The sequence below is a fragment of the Acinetobacter sp. NPDC052428 genome (genome assembly GCF_044547685.1).
Classification (GTDB): domain Bacteria; phylum Pseudomonadota; class Gammaproteobacteria; order Pseudomonadales; family Moraxellaceae; genus Acinetobacter; species Acinetobacter lwoffii_G.
Window position 1 is genome coordinate 25,199 of sequence record NZ_JBIUAT010000025.1, and the last position, 16,453, is coordinate 41,651.

Annotated in this window: 17 protein-coding genes and 1 pseudogene; 12 read left to right on the forward strand and 6 right to left on the reverse strand. The window is 42.5% G+C overall.

Annotation, left to right across the window (positions count from 1 at the left end; translation table 11 throughout):
* The first annotated feature begins 14 nt into the window (after positions 1-14).
* Genes ACIG3F_RS12280 through ACIG3F_RS12290 form a run of 3 tightly spaced genes read left to right on the forward strand, consistent with a single transcriptional unit; the run spans position 15 to position 2,578 of the window.
* Positions 15-1,460, forward strand: coding sequence for a cytochrome ubiquinol oxidase subunit I (locus ACIG3F_RS12280; RefSeq protein ID WP_004731186.1), 1,446 nt, complete (start codon positions 15-17; stop codon positions 1,458-1,460).
* The gene (cydB, locus tag ACIG3F_RS12285; protein ID WP_396470171.1) at positions 1,457-2,461 is read left to right on the forward strand and encodes a cytochrome d ubiquinol oxidase subunit II; all 1,005 of its coding nucleotides are present in this window, start codon (positions 1,457-1,459) and stop codon (positions 2,459-2,461) included. The genes ACIG3F_RS12280 and cydB overlap by 4 nt, the downstream gene beginning before the upstream one ends.
* 9 nt (positions 2,462-2,470) lie before the next feature.
* Positions 2,471-2,578 (forward strand): DUF2474 domain-containing protein, encoded by a 108-nt coding sequence (locus ACIG3F_RS12290; RefSeq protein ID WP_253148644.1) that lies wholly within the window; start codon positions 2,471-2,473, stop codon positions 2,576-2,578.
* Between the two features lie 83 nt (positions 2,579-2,661).
* Here ACIG3F_RS12290 and ACIG3F_RS12295 read toward each other — a convergent pair whose 3' ends face one another.
* Together ACIG3F_RS12295 and ACIG3F_RS12300 are read right to left on the reverse strand one after the other, a co-directional pair.
* On the reverse strand, positions 2,662-3,279 hold the full coding sequence (locus ACIG3F_RS12295; protein WP_253148646.1) for a thermonuclease family protein: 618 nt from the start codon (positions 3,277-3,279) through the stop codon (positions 2,662-2,664).
* 168 nt (positions 3,280-3,447) lie between these two features.
* Positions 3,448-4,365: a LysR family transcriptional regulator gene (locus ACIG3F_RS12300; protein WP_005266278.1), complete on the reverse strand. Its 918-nt coding sequence runs from the start codon at positions 4,363-4,365 to the stop codon at positions 3,448-3,450.
* A 94-nt stretch (positions 4,366-4,459) separates the two neighbouring features.
* On the opposite strand from ACIG3F_RS12300, the gene ACIG3F_RS12305 reads away from it, so the two are divergent.
* The 7 genes from ACIG3F_RS12305 (at position 4,460) to ACIG3F_RS12335 (ending at position 11,379) form a co-directional block, all read left to right on the forward strand.
* Positions 4,460-5,701: an acyl-CoA dehydrogenase family protein gene (locus tag ACIG3F_RS12305; RefSeq protein WP_312328679.1), complete on the forward strand. Its 1,242-nt coding sequence runs from the start codon at positions 4,460-4,462 to the stop codon at positions 5,699-5,701.
* A gap of 52 nt (positions 5,702-5,753) precedes the next feature.
* Positions 5,754-6,875: a phosphotransferase family protein gene (locus ACIG3F_RS12310; RefSeq protein ID WP_247144305.1), complete on the forward strand. Its 1,122-nt coding sequence runs from the start codon at positions 5,754-5,756 to the stop codon at positions 6,873-6,875.
* On the forward strand, positions 6,872-7,570 hold the full coding sequence (locus ACIG3F_RS12315) for a histidine phosphatase family protein (RefSeq protein ID WP_004280442.1): 699 nt from the start codon (positions 6,872-6,874) through the stop codon (positions 7,568-7,570). Before ACIG3F_RS12310 ends, ACIG3F_RS12315 begins: the two co-directional genes overlap by 4 nt.
* Before the next feature lie 52 nt (positions 7,571-7,622).
* Entirely contained in the window at positions 7,623-8,366 is a 744-nt protein-coding gene (locus ACIG3F_RS12320; protein WP_004280440.1) for an SDR family oxidoreductase, read from the forward strand.
* A 409-nt stretch (positions 8,367-8,775) separates the two neighbouring features.
* Positions 8,776-9,834 (forward strand): fatty acid desaturase, encoded by a 1,059-nt coding sequence (locus ACIG3F_RS12325; RefSeq protein ID WP_004280438.1) that lies wholly within the window; start codon positions 8,776-8,778, stop codon positions 9,832-9,834.
* Between the two features lie 217 nt (positions 9,835-10,051).
* Positions 10,052-10,762 carry an SGNH/GDSL hydrolase family protein gene (locus ACIG3F_RS12330; protein WP_004280437.1) on the forward strand — a complete coding sequence of 237 codons (711 nt, stop codon included), beginning with the start codon at positions 10,052-10,054 and terminating at the stop codon, positions 10,760-10,762.
* 32 nt (positions 10,763-10,794) lie between these two features.
* A complete protein-coding gene (locus ACIG3F_RS12335; RefSeq protein WP_004280436.1) occupies positions 10,795-11,379 on the forward strand; it encodes a uracil-DNA glycosylase family protein in 585 nt (194 codons plus the stop codon).
* Positions 11,380-11,474: 95 nt separating this feature from the next.
* On the opposite strand, the gene ACIG3F_RS12340 is transcribed toward ACIG3F_RS12335, so the two are convergent.
* The 3 genes from ACIG3F_RS12340 to ACIG3F_RS12350 form a co-directional block, all read right to left on the reverse strand.
* Positions 11,475-11,951 carry a pyridoxamine 5'-phosphate oxidase family protein gene (locus ACIG3F_RS12340; RefSeq protein ID WP_396470172.1) on the reverse strand — a complete coding sequence of 159 codons (477 nt, stop codon included), beginning with the start codon at positions 11,949-11,951 and terminating at the stop codon, positions 11,475-11,477.
* Between the two features lie 160 nt (positions 11,952-12,111).
* A complete protein-coding gene (locus ACIG3F_RS12345) occupies positions 12,112-12,549 on the reverse strand; it encodes a hypothetical protein (RefSeq protein WP_004280433.1) in 438 nt (145 codons plus the stop codon).
* A 167-nt stretch (positions 12,550-12,716) separates the two neighbouring features.
* Positions 12,717-14,273 (reverse strand): phospholipase D family protein, encoded by a 1,557-nt coding sequence (locus tag ACIG3F_RS12350; protein WP_039902233.1) that lies wholly within the window; start codon positions 14,271-14,273, stop codon positions 12,717-12,719.
* 121 nt (positions 14,274-14,394) lie between these two features.
* Between ACIG3F_RS12350 and ACIG3F_RS12355 the strand changes: the two genes are divergently transcribed.
* Positions 14,395-15,507, forward strand: coding sequence for an S-(hydroxymethyl)glutathione dehydrogenase/class III alcohol dehydrogenase (locus ACIG3F_RS12355; RefSeq protein WP_004280430.1), 1,113 nt, complete (start codon positions 14,395-14,397; stop codon positions 15,505-15,507).
* A 208-nt stretch (positions 15,508-15,715) separates the two neighbouring features.
* Positions 15,716-16,246, forward strand: a complete 531-nt coding sequence (locus ACIG3F_RS12360; protein ID WP_396470173.1) for a hypothetical protein — start codon at positions 15,716-15,718, stop codon at positions 16,244-16,246.
* Between the two features lie 129 nt (positions 16,247-16,375).
* Here the strand turns inward: ACIG3F_RS12360 and ACIG3F_RS12365 are convergent.
* Positions 16,376-16,453 (reverse strand): annotated as a pseudogene (locus ACIG3F_RS12365) (IS5/IS1182 family transposase); the annotation flags it as partial.

Consider the following 16,453-nt stretch of genomic DNA (forward strand, 5'->3'; position numbering starts at 1 on the left):
CATAGGTGAAGCTTATGACTCTGGGTTTAACTGCATTAGAGTTAGCACGAATACAGTTCGCCTTTACTGTATCTTTTCATATCATTTTTCCGGCAATTTCTATTGGCTTGGCCAGCTTTCTGGCTATTCTGGAATGGCGCTGGCTCAAAACCCAAAACCCGATTTTTCAGGATCTGTTCAAATTTTGGGTGAAAATTTTCGCCGTCGCATTTGGTATGGGCGTCGTATCCGGTGTGGTGATGAGCTACCAGTTTGGAACCAACTGGAGTGAGTTTTCCCGGGTTGCAGGAAGTGTGACTGGGCCCTTGCTGGCTTATGAAGTTTTAACCGCCTTCTTTTTAGAAGCCGGATTCTTGGGCATCATGCTCTTTGGCTGGGGTCGAGTAGGACCAAAGGCGCACTTTTTCTCGACCTTGATGGTTGCGATAGGAACCTGTATTTCCATGTTCTGGATTTTATCATCCAATAGCTGGATGCAGACCCCACAAGGCTTTGCGATTGAAAATGGCCTGATTGTTCCGCAAGATTGGCTTGCTATCGTGTTTAACCCATCTTTCCCTTATCGTCTGGCCCATATGGCTATGGCTGCCTTTCTGGTTTCCGCCTTACTGGTTGCTGCTACAGCTGCATGGCATCTGATCAAAGGCCGTCGCGATGCACTGGTTAAAACTTCATTTTCCATGGCAATGTGGCTGCTTCTGGTACTTGCACCTTTGCAGGTCATCGTCGGTGATATGCACGGTATTAATACCCTTGAGCATCAGCCAGCAAAACTGGCGGCAATGGAAGGGCATTGGGAAACCAATCATGATGAAGGCATGCCCTTATATCTCTTTGGTATTCCAGATATGGAAGCCGAAGAAACCAAATATGCAGTCGCAATTCCCAACTTGGGTAGCCTGATTTTAACCCACTCGATGGATGGAAAGGTTACAGGACTTAAAGACTTTGCGCCTGAAGACCGGCCGAATTCGCTGGTGGTGTTCTGGAGCTTCCGGATTATGGTCGGACTCGGCGTATTGATGCTGTTACTGGCGTTATGGGGAGCGTGGGCACGTACCCGTGGTCGCTTTTATGAATCCCGTGCATTGCATCGATTTGCCTTGATTATGGGACCTTCCGGATTTATTGCCATGCTGGCGGGATGGTTTACCACAGAAGTCGGCCGTCAGCCTTGGGTAGTCTACGGCATCATGCGTACCAAGGATGCATTGTCTCCGGTTTCCGCTGAACAGGTGGGGCTGACTCTGATTATTTTTGTAGTCGTCTACTGTGTGGTATTTGGTATCGGGATTTACTACATGTTGCGTCTGATGCACAAAGGTCCAGAGTTTATTCATACCCGACCAGATCATGAATCAGATAGCGATGTAGTGCAGGCTTCACGCCGGCCATTAAGTAGTATTCGCGAACGTATCGAAGAAGTTCCTGAACAACCGGATCAGGAGGATAAAAAATGATTGATTTATCATTAATCTGGATTGTGATTATTGGTTTGGGTGTATTGATTTATACCATTCTCGATGGTTTCGATCTGGGCATCGGCATCTTGTTTCCTTTCTTTCCGCATCAGGATGAACGTGATGTCATGATGAATACCGTGGCTCCGGTCTGGGATGGCAATGAAACCTGGATGGTTTTGGGCGGTGCAGGGTTATTTGCAGCTTTTCCACTCGCTTACTCGACCGTACTCTCGGCGCTGTATATGCCAATTATTCTGATGGTGATTGCCTTGATTTTCCGCGGCGTGGCTTTTGAATTCCGCTTCAAGGCAAACCGCAGTAAGCATTGGTGGGATAAAGCCTTTATCGGTGGTTCTGCGATCACCAGTTTCCTGCAAGGCATGATTTTAGGCGCTTATATTCAGGGCATTGAAACTCGAAATGGTGTCTATGTTGGTGGTGGTCTGGACTGGCTCACTCCATTCAGCATCTTCACCGGAATCAGTGTGGTGGTGCTCTATACGGCATTAGGCTGTGGCTGGCTAATCTATAAAACCGGAGATGATTTGCAGGATCGAATGTTTAAACTAATGCCTAAGCTGATTATTGCCTTGCTGATCATATTGGGTGCTGTCAGTATTTATACGCCGTTGACCCATCCACAGATTGCCGAACGCTGGTTTAGTCAGCCACAATTCACCTATTTTATGCCAGTTCCAGTTCTGGTTCTGCTATTTACCTGGCTGGCCTTACGTGCCTGTAAAAGACGCAGTGAATTAGGTCCATTTACCTATATGCTGGTTCTGGTTTTCCTCGCTTATACTGGATTCTTGATCAGTCTATGGCCATATATTATTCCGCCGAGCGTAACAATCTGGCAGGCAGCAGCGCATGAAAATAGCCAGTTATTTGCTTTGATTGGTGCTTTGATCCTGATTCCAATTATTGTGATTTATACGGGTATGTCCTATTGGGTGTTCCGGCATAAGGTCAGGGTCGGCGATGATGGCTATCATTAAGGAGTGGTCATGAAAGGCAAACAGGCATTATGGTTTTTAGGATTATGGCTGGCAGGATTTTTAACGCTGGCTCTGATTGCTGGCGCATTCCGCTTTCTGGTGCATTTGGCTTATTAAATCGGTAAAACTAAAATAAATGAAAAAAAGTGATCTGAATGTCCTGATCACTTTTTATTATTTGCAATTTATATTTGATAAAATCAAATTGACGATTTTACCTGTTTACGATAAACACTTGGACGTACAGGACGGCTACTTTTCCAAAGACCTTTTTTCTGTTTCTTGGCTTTATTTTGCAGCTCCATCATATAGCGTAAATGATTTTTGTCCTTAATATATTCTTCATAGACCCACGCTGCACCACGTTTGACAATCTCTTCATTGATATTTTTGCGATAGCGATAGACCACACCGACACAACGGCCATAACGGTCAATGTCGGTTATCTTGACCCGAATCATTTTATTATTCACCATGCTTTTGACCAGGCGCTGCGATTCTTTACCATAGGCTTGCGATGATTCGGGGGCATCGACAAAAGCAAAGCGCAATTTGGTTTCAGAGCGACGAATGTTAAAACGGTAGCAGGTGAGGGTATCACCGTCACTTACAGCTTTTACACGGCACCAGTATTTTTTGCCTTTCTTAAAGGGACGGAAAACATCTTTTAAATAAACTGTAATCTTATGCAGCAGATAATAAGAAAAACATAGCAGTACTAGACCCAGCACAATTTGCCAGGTGGTGGAGAGATTTAACAAAGGCAAGATCCAAATCAGCAAAACCAGCTGTAAAATCACAGCTAAAAGTCGAGCCATTCTAGAGCAAAGCCAGTAGATCTACGGATTAAAAGCTAATCACTCAGTGTTTAGTTTTGTACCAGCTAAAATAGCCTAAGTATATTTTTCTGGCGAAAAGATGAATCTGCAACCATCTAAACTTATATATAAAATAGCCTAAGCAATTTAAATTTCTTTATAAATAGCCTAAGTAAAAATTTTATAAATTTCAGCTCTCAAAAATTGATGTCTCTTATTCTCGTGCAAATCCTTATGCCAATATATCCCCATATTAATTTTCGGCAGTTCCACAGGGACTTCAAAAATATTTAGACTGGTAGCCAATTGTAAATGTACCAATACATTTTTAGGAATAGTCAGCATAGCTGTCTTTTGTTGTTCCAAAATTTGCAGAGCAGTTGAGTAATGCTGACAGCGTAAAAAAATCTGTCGTGAATATTGTTTACGGCTTAAATAAATATCCTCAACTAAAACGCCAGTACGGCGTGATGACACGCCAATATGAGGTGAGGCAAGATAAATCTGCTCATTCATTTCTGTTAATTGTGTACACACTACAAATTCATCTTGAACCAGACGCTCAAACTGGATTTTTTCAGCAATGTTTTGTTCCAGATCTATGACAAAATCGACCTGTTGAGAGGCGAGGTCTGCTGCTATATTTTTACGGTCCAGCTTCATGCTGCTAAGTTGAATTTCCAGATTGAGTTGTTGAAAGTGCTGAACCAGTCTGGGAAAGATCATTGGCTCAATTTCATCATGTACGGCAATTTTCAAACTCTGAATCATTTCCGGTCTGAAGTGCTGATGCTGTATTGAAATATTTTGAATCGCAAAAAGTGCATTCTTCAGCTCAGGATAGATCTGTTCCGCAAACGGCGTAGGTTGCATTTTGCTGCCAGTACGTACAAATAAATCATCCTGTAAATGCTGTCTTAAACGTTGTAAAGCATGACTGGCAGCAGACTGGCTAACTGATAAAATCTGTGCAGCTTTAGAAATACTGTTCTGCTCATAAATTGCCATAAAAAGCGGATAAAGGTTAATGTCGATACGATGAAAATTTCGCAGGTCCATGACTGTTTTAGAATGAATGCTATGCATAATAATGTATGGAGTAAAATCATTTTATTCATAATAGGTTTTGGGTTAAGGTGTTGTAAAGCGTATGAATTAGAATATTTAGAGGGATAAAGAGATGTTTGAGCTTTCAGCACGTGCACAAGATTATTTAAATAGAACCAAAAAATTTATTGCTGAGGAAATTGAACCAGTTGAAGCTGATTTCTGGCAGCAAGTTCATGAGTTGAACCAAGGCGGCGACTGGACCAAATGGCAATGGCCTGCAGAACTGGAAAGCTTAAAAGCCAAAGCCAAGGCAGCTGGCCTTTGGAATATGTTTCTCCCTTGTCCTGAACTTGGCCAAGGTTTATCGGTTCAGGAATATGCACATATTGCCGAACTTTCAGGTCGTAGCCTGATTGCACCAGTCGTATTTAACTGTAATGCGCCAGATAGCGGCAATATGGAAGTATTGTGGCGTTATGGTTCTGAAGAACAGAAACAGCAATGGCTGAAGCCACTATTAGAAGGGAAAATCCGTTCGGTCTTTTGTATGACTGAACCTGCAGTTGCATCCAGTGATGCCACCAATATGCAGGCAACGGCGGTAATTCAAGGTGATGAGATTGTTCTGAATGGTCGTAAATGGTGGTCATCAGGTCTGGGTGATCCAAATACTAAAATCATTATTTTTATGGCACATACTCCAGATGAAACAAAAGACCGTCATCATCAGCATTCGATGGTTCTAGTTCCGGTAGATACCGCAGGGGTAAAAATTGAACGTATGCTGCCAGTGTTTGGTGACTACGATGCTCCGCATGGCCACGGCGAAGTCAGCTTTGAAAATGTCCGTGTCCCTGTTTCGAATTTTATTGGCGGTGCCGGTCAGGGCTTTGAAATTGCTCAAGGTCGCTTAGGACCAGGTCGTATTCATCATTGCATGCGCTGCATCGGGGCTGCGGAAAAATCCTTAGAGTTGATGATTGACCGTGGTATGAGCCGTAGCGCATTTGGCAAAGAAATTTTAAAACTTGGCGGCAATCTGGAACGTGTCGCGGAAGCACGGGTTGCGATTGATCAGGCCCGTCTTTTGACCTTGTATGCTGCCTATAAAATGGATACTTTAGGGAATATGGCGGCACTGACTGAAATTTCTGCAATTAAAGTCGTTGCGCCAAGTGTGCTGGAAAAAGTCGTCGATATGGCCATCCAGATCCACGGCGGTGCCGGTGTTTCTCGAGATACACCATTAACCGGATTTTTTGCCCAGGCACGTGCCTTGCGTTTGGCCGATGGTCCAGATGAAGTACATAAAGGCATGATTGCCAAACTGGAACTGGCTAAACGTGGCTACAGTACTCGTCGCAAAAAATAAACTGGCTTTAACTAGAAGATTGCAACGTATTAAAAAATTTTAAGGAAAAATTATGGCGGTTATTGATGTAGGTGGAGCAGTTCGTCAAGGTGAAGAACTGGATGTACAAGCCATCACCAATTGGTTAATTCAGCAAAATGTGAATGTTGAAGGCCCTGTGCAAGTGACCCAATATTCAGGCGGAGCTTCAAACTGGACCTACCGTTTACAGTATACCAATGCCGATCTAATTTTACGTCGTCCGCCGCACGGTACCAAAGCCAAATCTGCACATGACATGGCACGTGAATATCATGTGCAGAAAGCCTTGGCTGAACATTATCCTGTGGTGCCTGAAATGGTGGCGCTTTGTCAAGATGAATCGGTCATTGGTTGTGATTTCTATGTGATGAAACGTCTGGAAGGAATTATCCCTCGCGCCAAAATGCCACCTGAGCTGCAGCTTACTGAATCCGATATCCGAACTTTATGTATCAATGTGATTGATAAACTGATCGAACTGCATCAGGTGCCTTATCAAGGGACCGAACTTAAAAATCTCGGTAAGGGTGAAGGCTATTGTCGCCGTCAGGTCGAAGGCTGGGATGCTCGTTATGAAAAGGCCAAAACGCTGAATGTTCCATCCTTTAAATATGTACGCAACTGGCTGAAAGACAATATTCCTTCTGATTCCAAAACCTGTGTGATTCATAATGACTGGCGTTTTGATAATGTCATCTTAAATCCGGAAAATCCGACTGAAGTGATTGGTGTACTGGACTGGGAAATGGCCACCCTTGGCGATCCGCTCATGGATCTAGGTTCTGCCTTGGCCTATTGGGTAGAAGATACCGATAATGCCATTTTTAAAGCGACTCGTCGTCAGCCGACCAATCTAAAAGGTATGTTTACCCGTAAAGAGGTCGTAGATTATTATCTTGAAAAAACCGGTTTGCAGCCTGAGAACTGGACATTTTATGAGGTGTTTGGTGTATTCCGTCTCGCGGTCATTGCCCAGCAGATCTATTATCGTTATTACCATAAACAGACTAATAATCCAGCATTCAAGGATTTCTGGGTGGTGATTCATGCCTTGCATATTCGTGCCTTAAAACTGATTGGCAAGCAAAAACTGGAAGCCAATGAGATTGCACAAAAGTATGTGCTTAAATTTAAAGAGATAATGCCAAAATGACTACCATTTACTTGATCCGGCATGGCCAGGCCTCTTTTGGCGCAGAAAGTTACGATCAACTTTCGCCCAACGGCGAGTTACAGGCAAAGCTTTTGGGTCGCTATTTTGAAGAAATCCTGAAAGAAGCGCCTTATGTGGTGGCTGGTTCCATGCAACGCCATCAACAGACAGCGCAATTATCACTGGACAAATGTTTTCCGGAAAGTGAGATTCTGACCGATAGTGCCTGGAATGAATTTAATCATCAGCAGGTATTCGCCCGTTATGAGCCGCGCTTTAATCAGCCTGAATTGCTGAAACAGGATGTATCAGAACATGAAAATCCACGGGATTATCTGAGCAAGATTTTTAGCGGTGCAATTGCACGCTGGACTGGCGATGATTATCACCATGAATATGATGAATCTTGGCCAAGTTTCAAAGCACGCGTGGAAAGCGGCTTAGAAAATCTGTGTGACCAGTTGTCCAAAAGCCGACCACGCTATGCAGTAGTTTATACCTCAGGTGGGGTGATTTCTGTGGCTGTAGGCAAAATTTTGGGCCTTAGTCCGGAGAAAACCTTTGCTCTGAACTGGGCGATTACCAATACCAGTATCACGACACTACGTCTGGTGGGTAATGAACCGCAACTACTCAGTTTAAATGAACATCATTTTATTAAAGCACAGCGTCCAGACTTATTGACCTGGATTTAAAATGAGATTGAAAACCTAATACGCTAGAAAAATAAAGGAATAGGGTAAATACATGGCTAAAACAATTTTAATTACCGGTGCAAGTTCAGGGATCGGCGCCGGTATGGCACGTGAATTTGCGAAAAAAGGCTATAACCTGGCGATTTGTGCACGTCGTTTGGAGCGTCTGGAAATCTTAAAGCAGGAACTGGAAAGCCAATATGGCATCAAAGTCATTGCCAAAACACTAGATGTCACCGATTACGATCAAGTGTTTGAAGTGTTTCGTGCTTTTAAAGAAGACTTTGGCACCATTGACCGAGTTATTGTGAATGCTGGTGTCGGTGAGGGCCGCCGGATTGGTAAAGGTAATTTTGCTATCAATAAAGCCACGGTTGAAACCAACTTTATTTCGGCATTAGCACAATGTGAAGCTGCAGTTGAAATCTTCCGTGCACAAAACTCTGGCCATCTGGTGATGATTTCATCTATGAGTGCAATGCGCGGTATGCCAAAACATTTAACGGCTTATGGTGCAAGTAAGGCCGGCGTGGCTCATTTAGCGGAAGGCATTCGAGCTGAATTGATCGATACGCCAATAAAAGTGACCACCATTTTCCCAGGATATATTCGTACTGAAATTAATGAAGGGGCAAAAAAGCTACCTTTTGAAGTAGATGAAAAAACTGGTTCGCGTTTATTGGCAGCAGAAATTGAAAAAGCACCAGTTAAGGCTTATGTGCCGAAATGGCCTTGGTTGCCACTCGGTCTAGCCATGAAAGTATTACCACTTAAACTGGTGAACAAGTTAGGTTAAAAGCGCTCTTAGATCTATAAAAAGAGAAGCTAGAGCGCTTCTCTTTTTATTTTTTATGACAAACTGAGAAAAATTTCTGAATCAGTATTTTTTTCTAAAAAATGTATAGCTTGAATTTACAAAAAAGCGAAATCTTATAAATCCTAATATATTGATTATTAAAATAAAGTTTTAAATTATCAAAAATTATATTTTTATTTTATTGATGAATTTGCAATTAAATCAATTACTTTTAAATTTTCGTTTCATGAGAAAGACCATCTTTTACTTTTCCTAATTTTCGCCAATTTTAAGAACTTTTCCAAACTGTCCAAAACTTAGACATACTCACTCTAAAAGTGGAAAGATAACTTCTCTTTTTTAGAATTTCCTTTAATGTACAACCGTTCAGAAATTAAAGGTTGTCCATATGTCTACATCTGCGGATATGACTGACCAGCAGCGAATCTCCAAGGTCAGAAGTATCGTTACCCAGGCCGGGGAAGAGGTGCGTGCTCGTTATCCCATACTCAAACATCAGAACTTTATAGGTGCGAGTATTTTAGGCTTTGCCTGGGCAGGCATGATTGCATGCGCGGTAGCATATGGAACAGGTTATCTCTCAGCATGGTTTACCATTCCCTTGATTGCGATTTTTGCGTCATTGACCCATGAATTGGAACATGACCTGATTCATTATATGTATTTCAAAAAAACACCTTGGGCACATCATCTGATGCTGGCACTGGTCTGGTTGGCACGTCCAAACACCATCAGTCCGTGGGCACGTCGTCGTTTACATTTGCATCATCATAAATATTCAGGCACTGAACATGACCTGGAAGAACGTGGCATCAGTAATGGTATGCCTTGGGGCATTCGCCGAATTCTGGTGATTAGTGACCAGTTGATGTCAGTGTATCTGCGTCCATTTCAGATGATTAAAATGATTCATCTTTTTCTGGAAAAACAGCCTGAAAAAGAACGTAAAATTGCCATGATTTCTCAGCTATTTGGCTTTTTGCCTCTCAGCATTATTTACTATGGATTGTGCTACCTGTTTGTGGTCTTTCATGGTTTAAATGCAGTTTCACCGCTATTCGGTTATGAGATGCTCTGGTCGCAAGGCATTGTCGACGCGATGCCGATTGTAAATCTGCTGGCAGTCATCTGGGTGATTCCGAACTTTATCCGTTCTTTTAGCTTGCAGTTTGTCAGCTCAAATATGCATTACTATGGCGATATTGATCCACGTGATGTGATCAAACAAACCCAAGTGCTCAATCCATGGTGGATGGTTCCGTTCCAGTTATTCTGCTGTAATTTTGGTTCGACCCATGCGATTCATCATTTTGTGGTCAAAGAGCCATTTTATATCCGTCAACTGACGTCCAAAACGGCGCATAAAGTAATGAAAGAAGTGGGCGTGCGTTTTAATGATGTGGGAACTTTTAAGCGTATGAATCGCTGGAATGACTATAAAATCTAAGCTTTAATTTCCATAAGAAATCCCGTTTTTAAGCGGGATTTTTTTATATTTATCCTTGATGTTTTACCCAATGGCAAGATGTATAAGCCTGTATTTTGCAAGAATCCTATCTTAGTTAAATTTAGGTGAACATTCATTTAAAATGACTGTTGAGGAAATAGTTCAAAAGAATAAACTCAGGTAAAATTAAGTATATCCCTATATAAATTAGCCCGCTATGTTGCTGAAAGCCGCCACCATTGCCTTGATTCCTGCACTTGTCATTCAGGGTAATCGTGTCAAGAAAAATACCCTAAGACTGCCGGAACCTGAAGGTGCACGTGAAGGTCAAACCGGAACCGGCAACAAACTGTCTCTGCTGATTTTAGGGGATTCGGCAGCAGCAGGTGTAGGAGTAGAACATCAGGATGACGCATTACTGGGTGCAATTCTGCATGAACTGAAAGATGACTTTGAAATTGACTGGAAATTACAGGCCAAAACAGGCGATACCAGCTCAAAAGTAATTCATGCTTTGGACCAAATAGAAGTCCAGCACTATGATGTAATCGTCACGTCGGTTGGCGTCAATGATGTGACCAAACTGATACCTGTCGAGGTTTGGATTCAGAAACAGGAACAGCTTTATAGTAAAATTCAGCAAAAATTTAGTCCGAAACTGATCATTGCTGCCGGTGTGCCGCCAATGAATATGTTTCCGGCGCTACCGAATCCTTTAGCCTGGCTATTTGGCCAGTATGCTAAACAGATGAACCAGCAACTAGAAAATTTTGTGAATCAGCAAGTGAATATGCAATGGATTGAATACGATATTGAGAAGTATCGTGCCATGAATTTACAAATGGCTGCAGATGGTTTTCATCCGAGTAAGGAAGTTTATACACTTTGGGGACAAGAAGTAGCTGGCAAGATTCGGAAGACCTTCTAAAATAGTTGAAATCTCTCAATTTAGTTAATTCTATGTCTGATATTGAAACGCATCCGCTACCGCCATTTTTACCGCCCAATGCCAAATTACTGATGTTGGGTAGTTTTCCGCCACCTGCCACACGCTGGAAAATGAACTTTTATTATCCAAACTATCAAAATGATATGTGGCGGATTTTTGGACTGATTTTCTTTGAAAATAAAGATTACTTTTTAGATCTACCCAATAAAAAATTTCAGGAACAATTGATCCGGGAGTTTTTAACAGAAACGGGGATTGCGATTTTTGATAGTGGCTATCAGATCCGGCGTTTAAAGGGCAATGCTTCAGACAAATTTTTGGAAATTGTAGTACCCACCAATATTGAGCAACTGCTCAGCCAAATGCCGCAGTGCAATCATATTATGACCACAGGCGACAAGGCCACAGACACCATGATGCTGTCCATGCCTGAAGGGACTTTAAAGCCGAGTATTGGTCAACCTAGTCAGGCCCATTTTGTCGGACGTGATCTGTATTTATATCGCATGCCTTCATCTTCTCGAGCTTATCCTGTTTCCTTAGAGAAAAAAGCCGAAAGTTACCGGACAATGTTTGAGCACGTGGGTCTGGTTTAATATTTAGTCTAATAATCTGATAAAAATGATTAAATAAATTTTAGGCTGCAGATAAGAAACAAACTTACTATTTGTAAGTTATAAGCCTTATTTATTCACATATTTGGATATTCGACCCAACGATAGCTATTGATTTTAATCTCCCGGACATGATGAAAGCTGGACCAGATTAACTGGCCACCTTTGGTCCATTTTAAAGCTCGAATACGCGACTCCACCTGCTGTATTTCCTCAGGTGAGGCCGGACGTAAAGGCCCAATTTCTGCATATAAGCGTACTCCTGGATAACGCTTAAATTTCCCTTTAAGTAACGAATGAAACCAAAACAGTTTGCTACTGTTCACAGCCTGTATGCAGGCCATCGGCTGATGCTGTAAATTCTCAGAAAAAGTAGTGGAATAAGTATCAAAGAAGAAACCCGTGCTGGTCTTTTTGTTGAGGAATACGGTTCCGATCGGAGTAATGCTAGGAAAGCCTTTAGAGTTGACCGTTACAATAGAGCAATGCATGGCAGCCCGTTGTGCATCAGCGACCACCTGGCGAATCTGTTGCCATTCACTATCAGAAATCATGTCGTGATTCTCTTTTTATTTTTTATAAATTTTATAACAACTTACCCAGCTCGGCATTGCCTGAAAAAACTGAAGCTACGGCAGTTTGATCAATCTAAAACGTTATTCAGATTATAAAAAAGAGCCACATGGGCTCTTTAAAAAATGCAAAACTCGGTGATTAGCCATCGTATTCGACATAATCCCACAAATTTAAACGTGCTTTAATTTCCTGACGAATCTCAGGCAGCATCGGCAAAAGAGTGCCATCAATCCATAAGCTCAACGCTTGGGCAGAAAGTACTTGCTGCTGTTCATCGACCAGTTGTGCACCTTTCAACATAATGCCGGTCTCATCATTGGCTTCGGTTTCTATACCTTTAAATAAAACCTGTAGTTCATAACCACTATCCTGAATCAGCCATTCCAGTTCGAGCTGAATATTTTCACTAGATTTCAAAACCACCTGGCCCTCGACCGTATCGGAGTCGGACAGACAGTCATGTTCCACCCGAATCTTGGCCAAATACCATTCTTGTTGGGATAAATCATGGAGGGTTTTTACAGGTGTCAGAATATCACTGAACTTAAACTGACGGCTTAGATCAAAAAATTGCATGGGAGTGGAGGGCGAACAATCGCAAAATACGAGAAAAGTGTAATTCTAAAGTAAGCGCAATAGACTGTAAAACCTTTTAAACGATGATTAGGCTAAGTTAGTTTAAGCAGCCATTCTCGAAATACGGGCTTTCCATATCATGTAATTTTGAGATCATTCCAATGTCATTACATTAGCCATTCACCAGGAAATTCCGTCACCAGATTCATCATAAAACGCTGGAATTTTGTAGTTTCCGGATCATGTAGATGTTGAATGCTACGGCCATCTTTTTGATGTTCTAGCCAAATCATTTCATTTTTTTCATTCAGTTTAAGCTGATAAGCCACGCGTGGTAAGTACTGATCCATCGCACTGGCAATTTCCTTCTGAAAATCTTCCGACTCAATGACCAGACCGACTTCGGTATTCAGATAGGCCGAACGCGGATCAAAATTAAATGAACCCACAAACACCATGCCATCCAGATCAAAGAATTTGGCATGCAAACTAGAGCTGTTTTTGTTTTTAGCCGGGATGATGTCTCCGGTCATAATTTCATACCAGGTGCGTTCCGGCCGGACAATGTAGGGTTTAAATTCCCAGAGTTCGATGCCACTTTTCAATAATTGCTGACGATATTGCTGATAATAGGCATGCACTGCGGCCACATCATTGGCCTGAAAAGAGTTGGTCAGGATTCTGATTTTCACCCCCTGTTGCGCACGACGGGTTAAATAGTCGGCCCCTTTTTGCGTGGGAATAAAATATGAGGACACCAGTTCCAGATGTTTTTTCGGCTCACCCATCAATTCGAGCATATGGGTATAAATATAATCGCCATTTTTGGCATGAGGACGGGCTTTTGCGGGACTATCCGCGACAAAATAAGCCGGCGCCCAGTGAATGGGTTGTTTTTTTAAGTGTTGTTCGACTTGTTTCTCGGCAATGCCCACCCGGCGTTTGAGTTCAGTTTCATCGACATCTTCACGTGCAAATTCAGTTCTGAGCCTTTTAAGCATTTCAGGATGGCCGGCATCATTCAGCACCTGTCGAACGTCATAACTCAGATCATCATTCCAGAAGTTAATAAAAGTTTGATTGGCATCTGTTACGCTTTGACCCGCGAAGAATATATCCACATCGGTGAATTGAAAATCTTCACTGGCATCAAAGTATTCACTGCTGATATTGCGGCCGCCGGTCACGGCTGCAGTTCCGTCTGCAATGATCAGTTTATTGTGCATACGATGATTGACCTTTTTCATCCGGAAGCCATAATCCAGCGCACGTAAATGACGAAATTTATAGGGATTAAAAATCCGGACTTCAAAATTTGGATGTTGGCTTAGAGCAAGAAGCTTGTCATCAAGCTGGGTGCCATTTTGATCGTCAATCTGAACCCGCACTTTGACACCGCGATCGGCGGCTTTTAAGAGCTGGGATAAGATCATATTGCCAATATAATCATCCTTCCAGATGTAATACTGTAGATCCAGATGATATTTGGCCTTGTTAATCAGGTGCAGACGCGCTGCCATACTCATAAAGCCATCATAGAGCGGCAAGAAAGCCGTTTTACCGCTATTGATCTGTTGTTTTGAAAGTTGATTGTCGATCCAGTGCGCAGGTCGAACCGGCGTGATTTTCGCTTCTTCAGCAGTGTTGGGAGCCAGTTCACAGCCAGAAAGCATGATGCTAAAAGTAAAAATGCTCAAACATACAAAGGGCGAAGGTTTAGTCATTGATGTTCCATTAATTATAGGATCTTTTATTCCTTATCTGGTGATGTTAATAGTTGAATCTCCGAATAGAAAGAGGTTACTGTTAGTCATCTGTAAATCAGCAAAAAAAGGACAGTTTTACATGAAATCACGTGCAGCAGTTGCGTTTGGTCCAGGCCAGCCATTAGAAATTGTAGAAGTGGATGTTGCTCCACCAAAAGCAGGTGAAGTACTGGTAAAAATTAGCCATACAGGCGTGTGTCATACCGATGCATTTACCTTGTCTGGTGAAGATCCTGAAGGTGTATTTCCTGCAATTTTGGGTCATGAAGGTGCGGGTGTGGTCGTTGAAGTAGGTGAAGGTGTCACCAGCCTGAAACCGGGCGATCACGTTATTCCACTTTATACTGCTGAGTGCGGCGAATGCTTGTTCTGTAAATCAGGTAAGACCAATCTGTGTGTTGCTGTGCGTGCGACCCAAGGTAAAGGCGTCATGCCAGATGGTACGACCCGTTTCTCTTATAATGGCGAGCCGATCTATCATTATATGGGTTGTTCGACTTTTTCTGAATATACCGTGGTTGCTGAAGTTTCTCTGGCAAAAATTAATCCTGAAGCCAACCATGAGCATGTTTGCCTGCTGGGCTGTGGTGTGACTACTGGTATTGGTGCGGTACATAACACTGCTAAAGTGCAGGAAGGTGACAGTGTTGCAGTATTTGGTTTAGGTGGTATTGGTCTTGCTGTAGTGCAAGGCGCACGTCAGGCCAAAGCCGGCCGTATCATTGTGATTGATACCAATCCGGATAAATTTGAGCTGGCGAAACAGTTTGGTGCGACAGATTTCCTGAATCCAAAAGACTATGATCAGCCGATTCAGCAAGTGATTGTCGAAATGACCGGTTGGGGTGTAGACCATTCATTCGAATGTATCGGTAATGTAGATGTAATGCGTTCAGCACTAGAATGTGCGCATCGTGGCTGGGGTCAGTCGGTGATTATTGGTGTAGCCGGTGCAGGTAAAGAAATTTCAACTCGTCCATTCCAGTTAGTCACAGGTCGTAAATGGATGGGTACTGCGTTTGGTGGGGTGAAAGGCCGTTCACAATTACCGGGAATGGTAGAGCAATCGATGAAAGGTGAAATTCAGCTTGAACCTTTTGTGACTCATACCATGCCATTAGATCAGATCAATGAAGCTTTTGACCTGATGCATGAAGGCAAATCGATCCGTACAGTCATTCATTTTGACTAAGCTGTTTTAATCTAAAAAAGACCGGTATCAAACCGGTCTTTTTTATGCGGCTTTCACTTGATTCAGGATACATTAGTGCATGAAAGCCTCACAGAGAGTCACTGAAACAACACACGCCTGCTAATGTCATTACATGCCAGAAGCTTATATTAAATAGAACGTATGAAAATACGTGATAAAACCATTTTAAAGAATAAGGATAAGCTCTATGTCGAATGATAATTTTGATCGTGATGTAATTAAGAATGCGCCTAAAGATGTCCGTGATGATTTAAATGCCGATCCAATTACTGGTGAACCTGGCGCACATCCTGTAGGTACAGGTGTAGGTGCTGCAGGTGGCGCAGCTGCAGGTGCAGCCATTGGTGCTGCAGGCGGGCCAGTGGGTGTCGCTGTCGGTGGTGTAGTTGGTGCTGTTGTTGGTGGTCTGGCAGGTAAAGGTGTAGGCGAAACTATAAATCCAACAGAAGAGCAAGCTTACTGGCGTGATAATTCGATCAATACGCCATATTATTCAGATGCTCGTACCACCTATAGCGATCTGGATTATGACCGTGATTATGATACGGCCTATCGAGTTGGTTATGAAAACCGTGGCAGCTATGATGCCCATACCCGTTTTGAAGACGTAGAACCTGATTTGAGACTGAAATGGGAACAAATGAAAGGCGAATCACGTTTAAACTGGGAACAGGCTAAATTTGCAGTGCGTGATGCCTGGAATCGTGTTTCACGTTAATTTTTAATCTTTGGATTAAACTGAATTTTCTTTGGTAAAACCTGCGAAAGGTTTGTGGGTTTTACCACTTTTAGTGATACATCTCACGGTTTTATGAATCGATAAATAAAACTAGGGTCTGTTGACATTTCAAGTATAGAATTTACCCGATAAAGGTAGCCAAATAAATATACAAGCTAATGCAACTGCCCCCTCATAGCTACACTT

Bases quoted from the DNA above. Each gene is read 5' to 3' on its own strand.
- ACIG3F_RS12315 (WP_004280442.1), top strand. From the start codon at position 6,872: ATGACTACCATTTACTTGATCCGGCATGGCCAGGCCTCTTTTGGCGCA.
- ACIG3F_RS12345 (WP_004280433.1), bottom strand. From the start codon at position 12,549: ATGCAATTTTTTGATCTAAGCCGTCAGTTTAAGTTCAGTGATATTCTG.
- ACIG3F_RS12290 (WP_253148644.1), top strand. From the start codon at position 2,471: ATGAAAGGCAAACAGGCATTATGGTTTTTAGGATTATGGCTGGCAGGA.
- ACIG3F_RS12280 (WP_004731186.1), top strand. From the start codon at position 15: ATGACTCTGGGTTTAACTGCATTAGAGTTAGCACGAATACAGTTCGCC.
- ACIG3F_RS12330 (WP_004280437.1), top strand. From the start codon at position 10,052: ATGTTGCTGAAAGCCGCCACCATTGCCTTGATTCCTGCACTTGTCATT.
- ACIG3F_RS12340 (WP_396470172.1), bottom strand. From the start codon at position 11,951: ATGATTTCTGATAGTGAATGGCAACAGATTCGCCAGGTGGTCGCTGAT.
- ACIG3F_RS12325 (WP_004280438.1), top strand. From the start codon at position 8,776: ATGTCTACATCTGCGGATATGACTGACCAGCAGCGAATCTCCAAGGTC.
- ACIG3F_RS12295 (WP_253148646.1), bottom strand. From the start codon at position 3,279: ATGGCTCGACTTTTAGCTGTGATTTTACAGCTGGTTTTGCTGATTTGG.
- ACIG3F_RS12360 (WP_396470173.1), top strand. From the start codon at position 15,716: ATGTCGAATGATAATTTTGATCGTGATGTAATTAAGAATGCGCCTAAA.
- ACIG3F_RS12320 (WP_004280440.1), top strand. From the start codon at position 7,623: ATGGCTAAAACAATTTTAATTACCGGTGCAAGTTCAGGGATCGGCGCC.
- cydB (WP_396470171.1), top strand. From the start codon at position 1,457: ATGATTGATTTATCATTAATCTGGATTGTGATTATTGGTTTGGGTGTA.
- ACIG3F_RS12350 (WP_039902233.1), bottom strand. From the start codon at position 14,273: ATGACTAAACCTTCGCCCTTTGTATGTTTGAGCATTTTTACTTTTAGC.
- ACIG3F_RS12310 (WP_247144305.1), top strand. From the start codon at position 5,754: ATGGCGGTTATTGATGTAGGTGGAGCAGTTCGTCAAGGTGAAGAACTG.
- ACIG3F_RS12355 (WP_004280430.1), top strand. From the start codon at position 14,395: ATGAAATCACGTGCAGCAGTTGCGTTTGGTCCAGGCCAGCCATTAGAA.
- ACIG3F_RS12305 (WP_312328679.1), top strand. From the start codon at position 4,460: ATGTTTGAGCTTTCAGCACGTGCACAAGATTATTTAAATAGAACCAAA.
- ACIG3F_RS12335 (WP_004280436.1), top strand. From the start codon at position 10,795: ATGTCTGATATTGAAACGCATCCGCTACCGCCATTTTTACCGCCCAAT.
- ACIG3F_RS12300 (WP_005266278.1), bottom strand. From the start codon at position 4,365: ATGCATAGCATTCATTCTAAAACAGTCATGGACCTGCGAAATTTTCAT.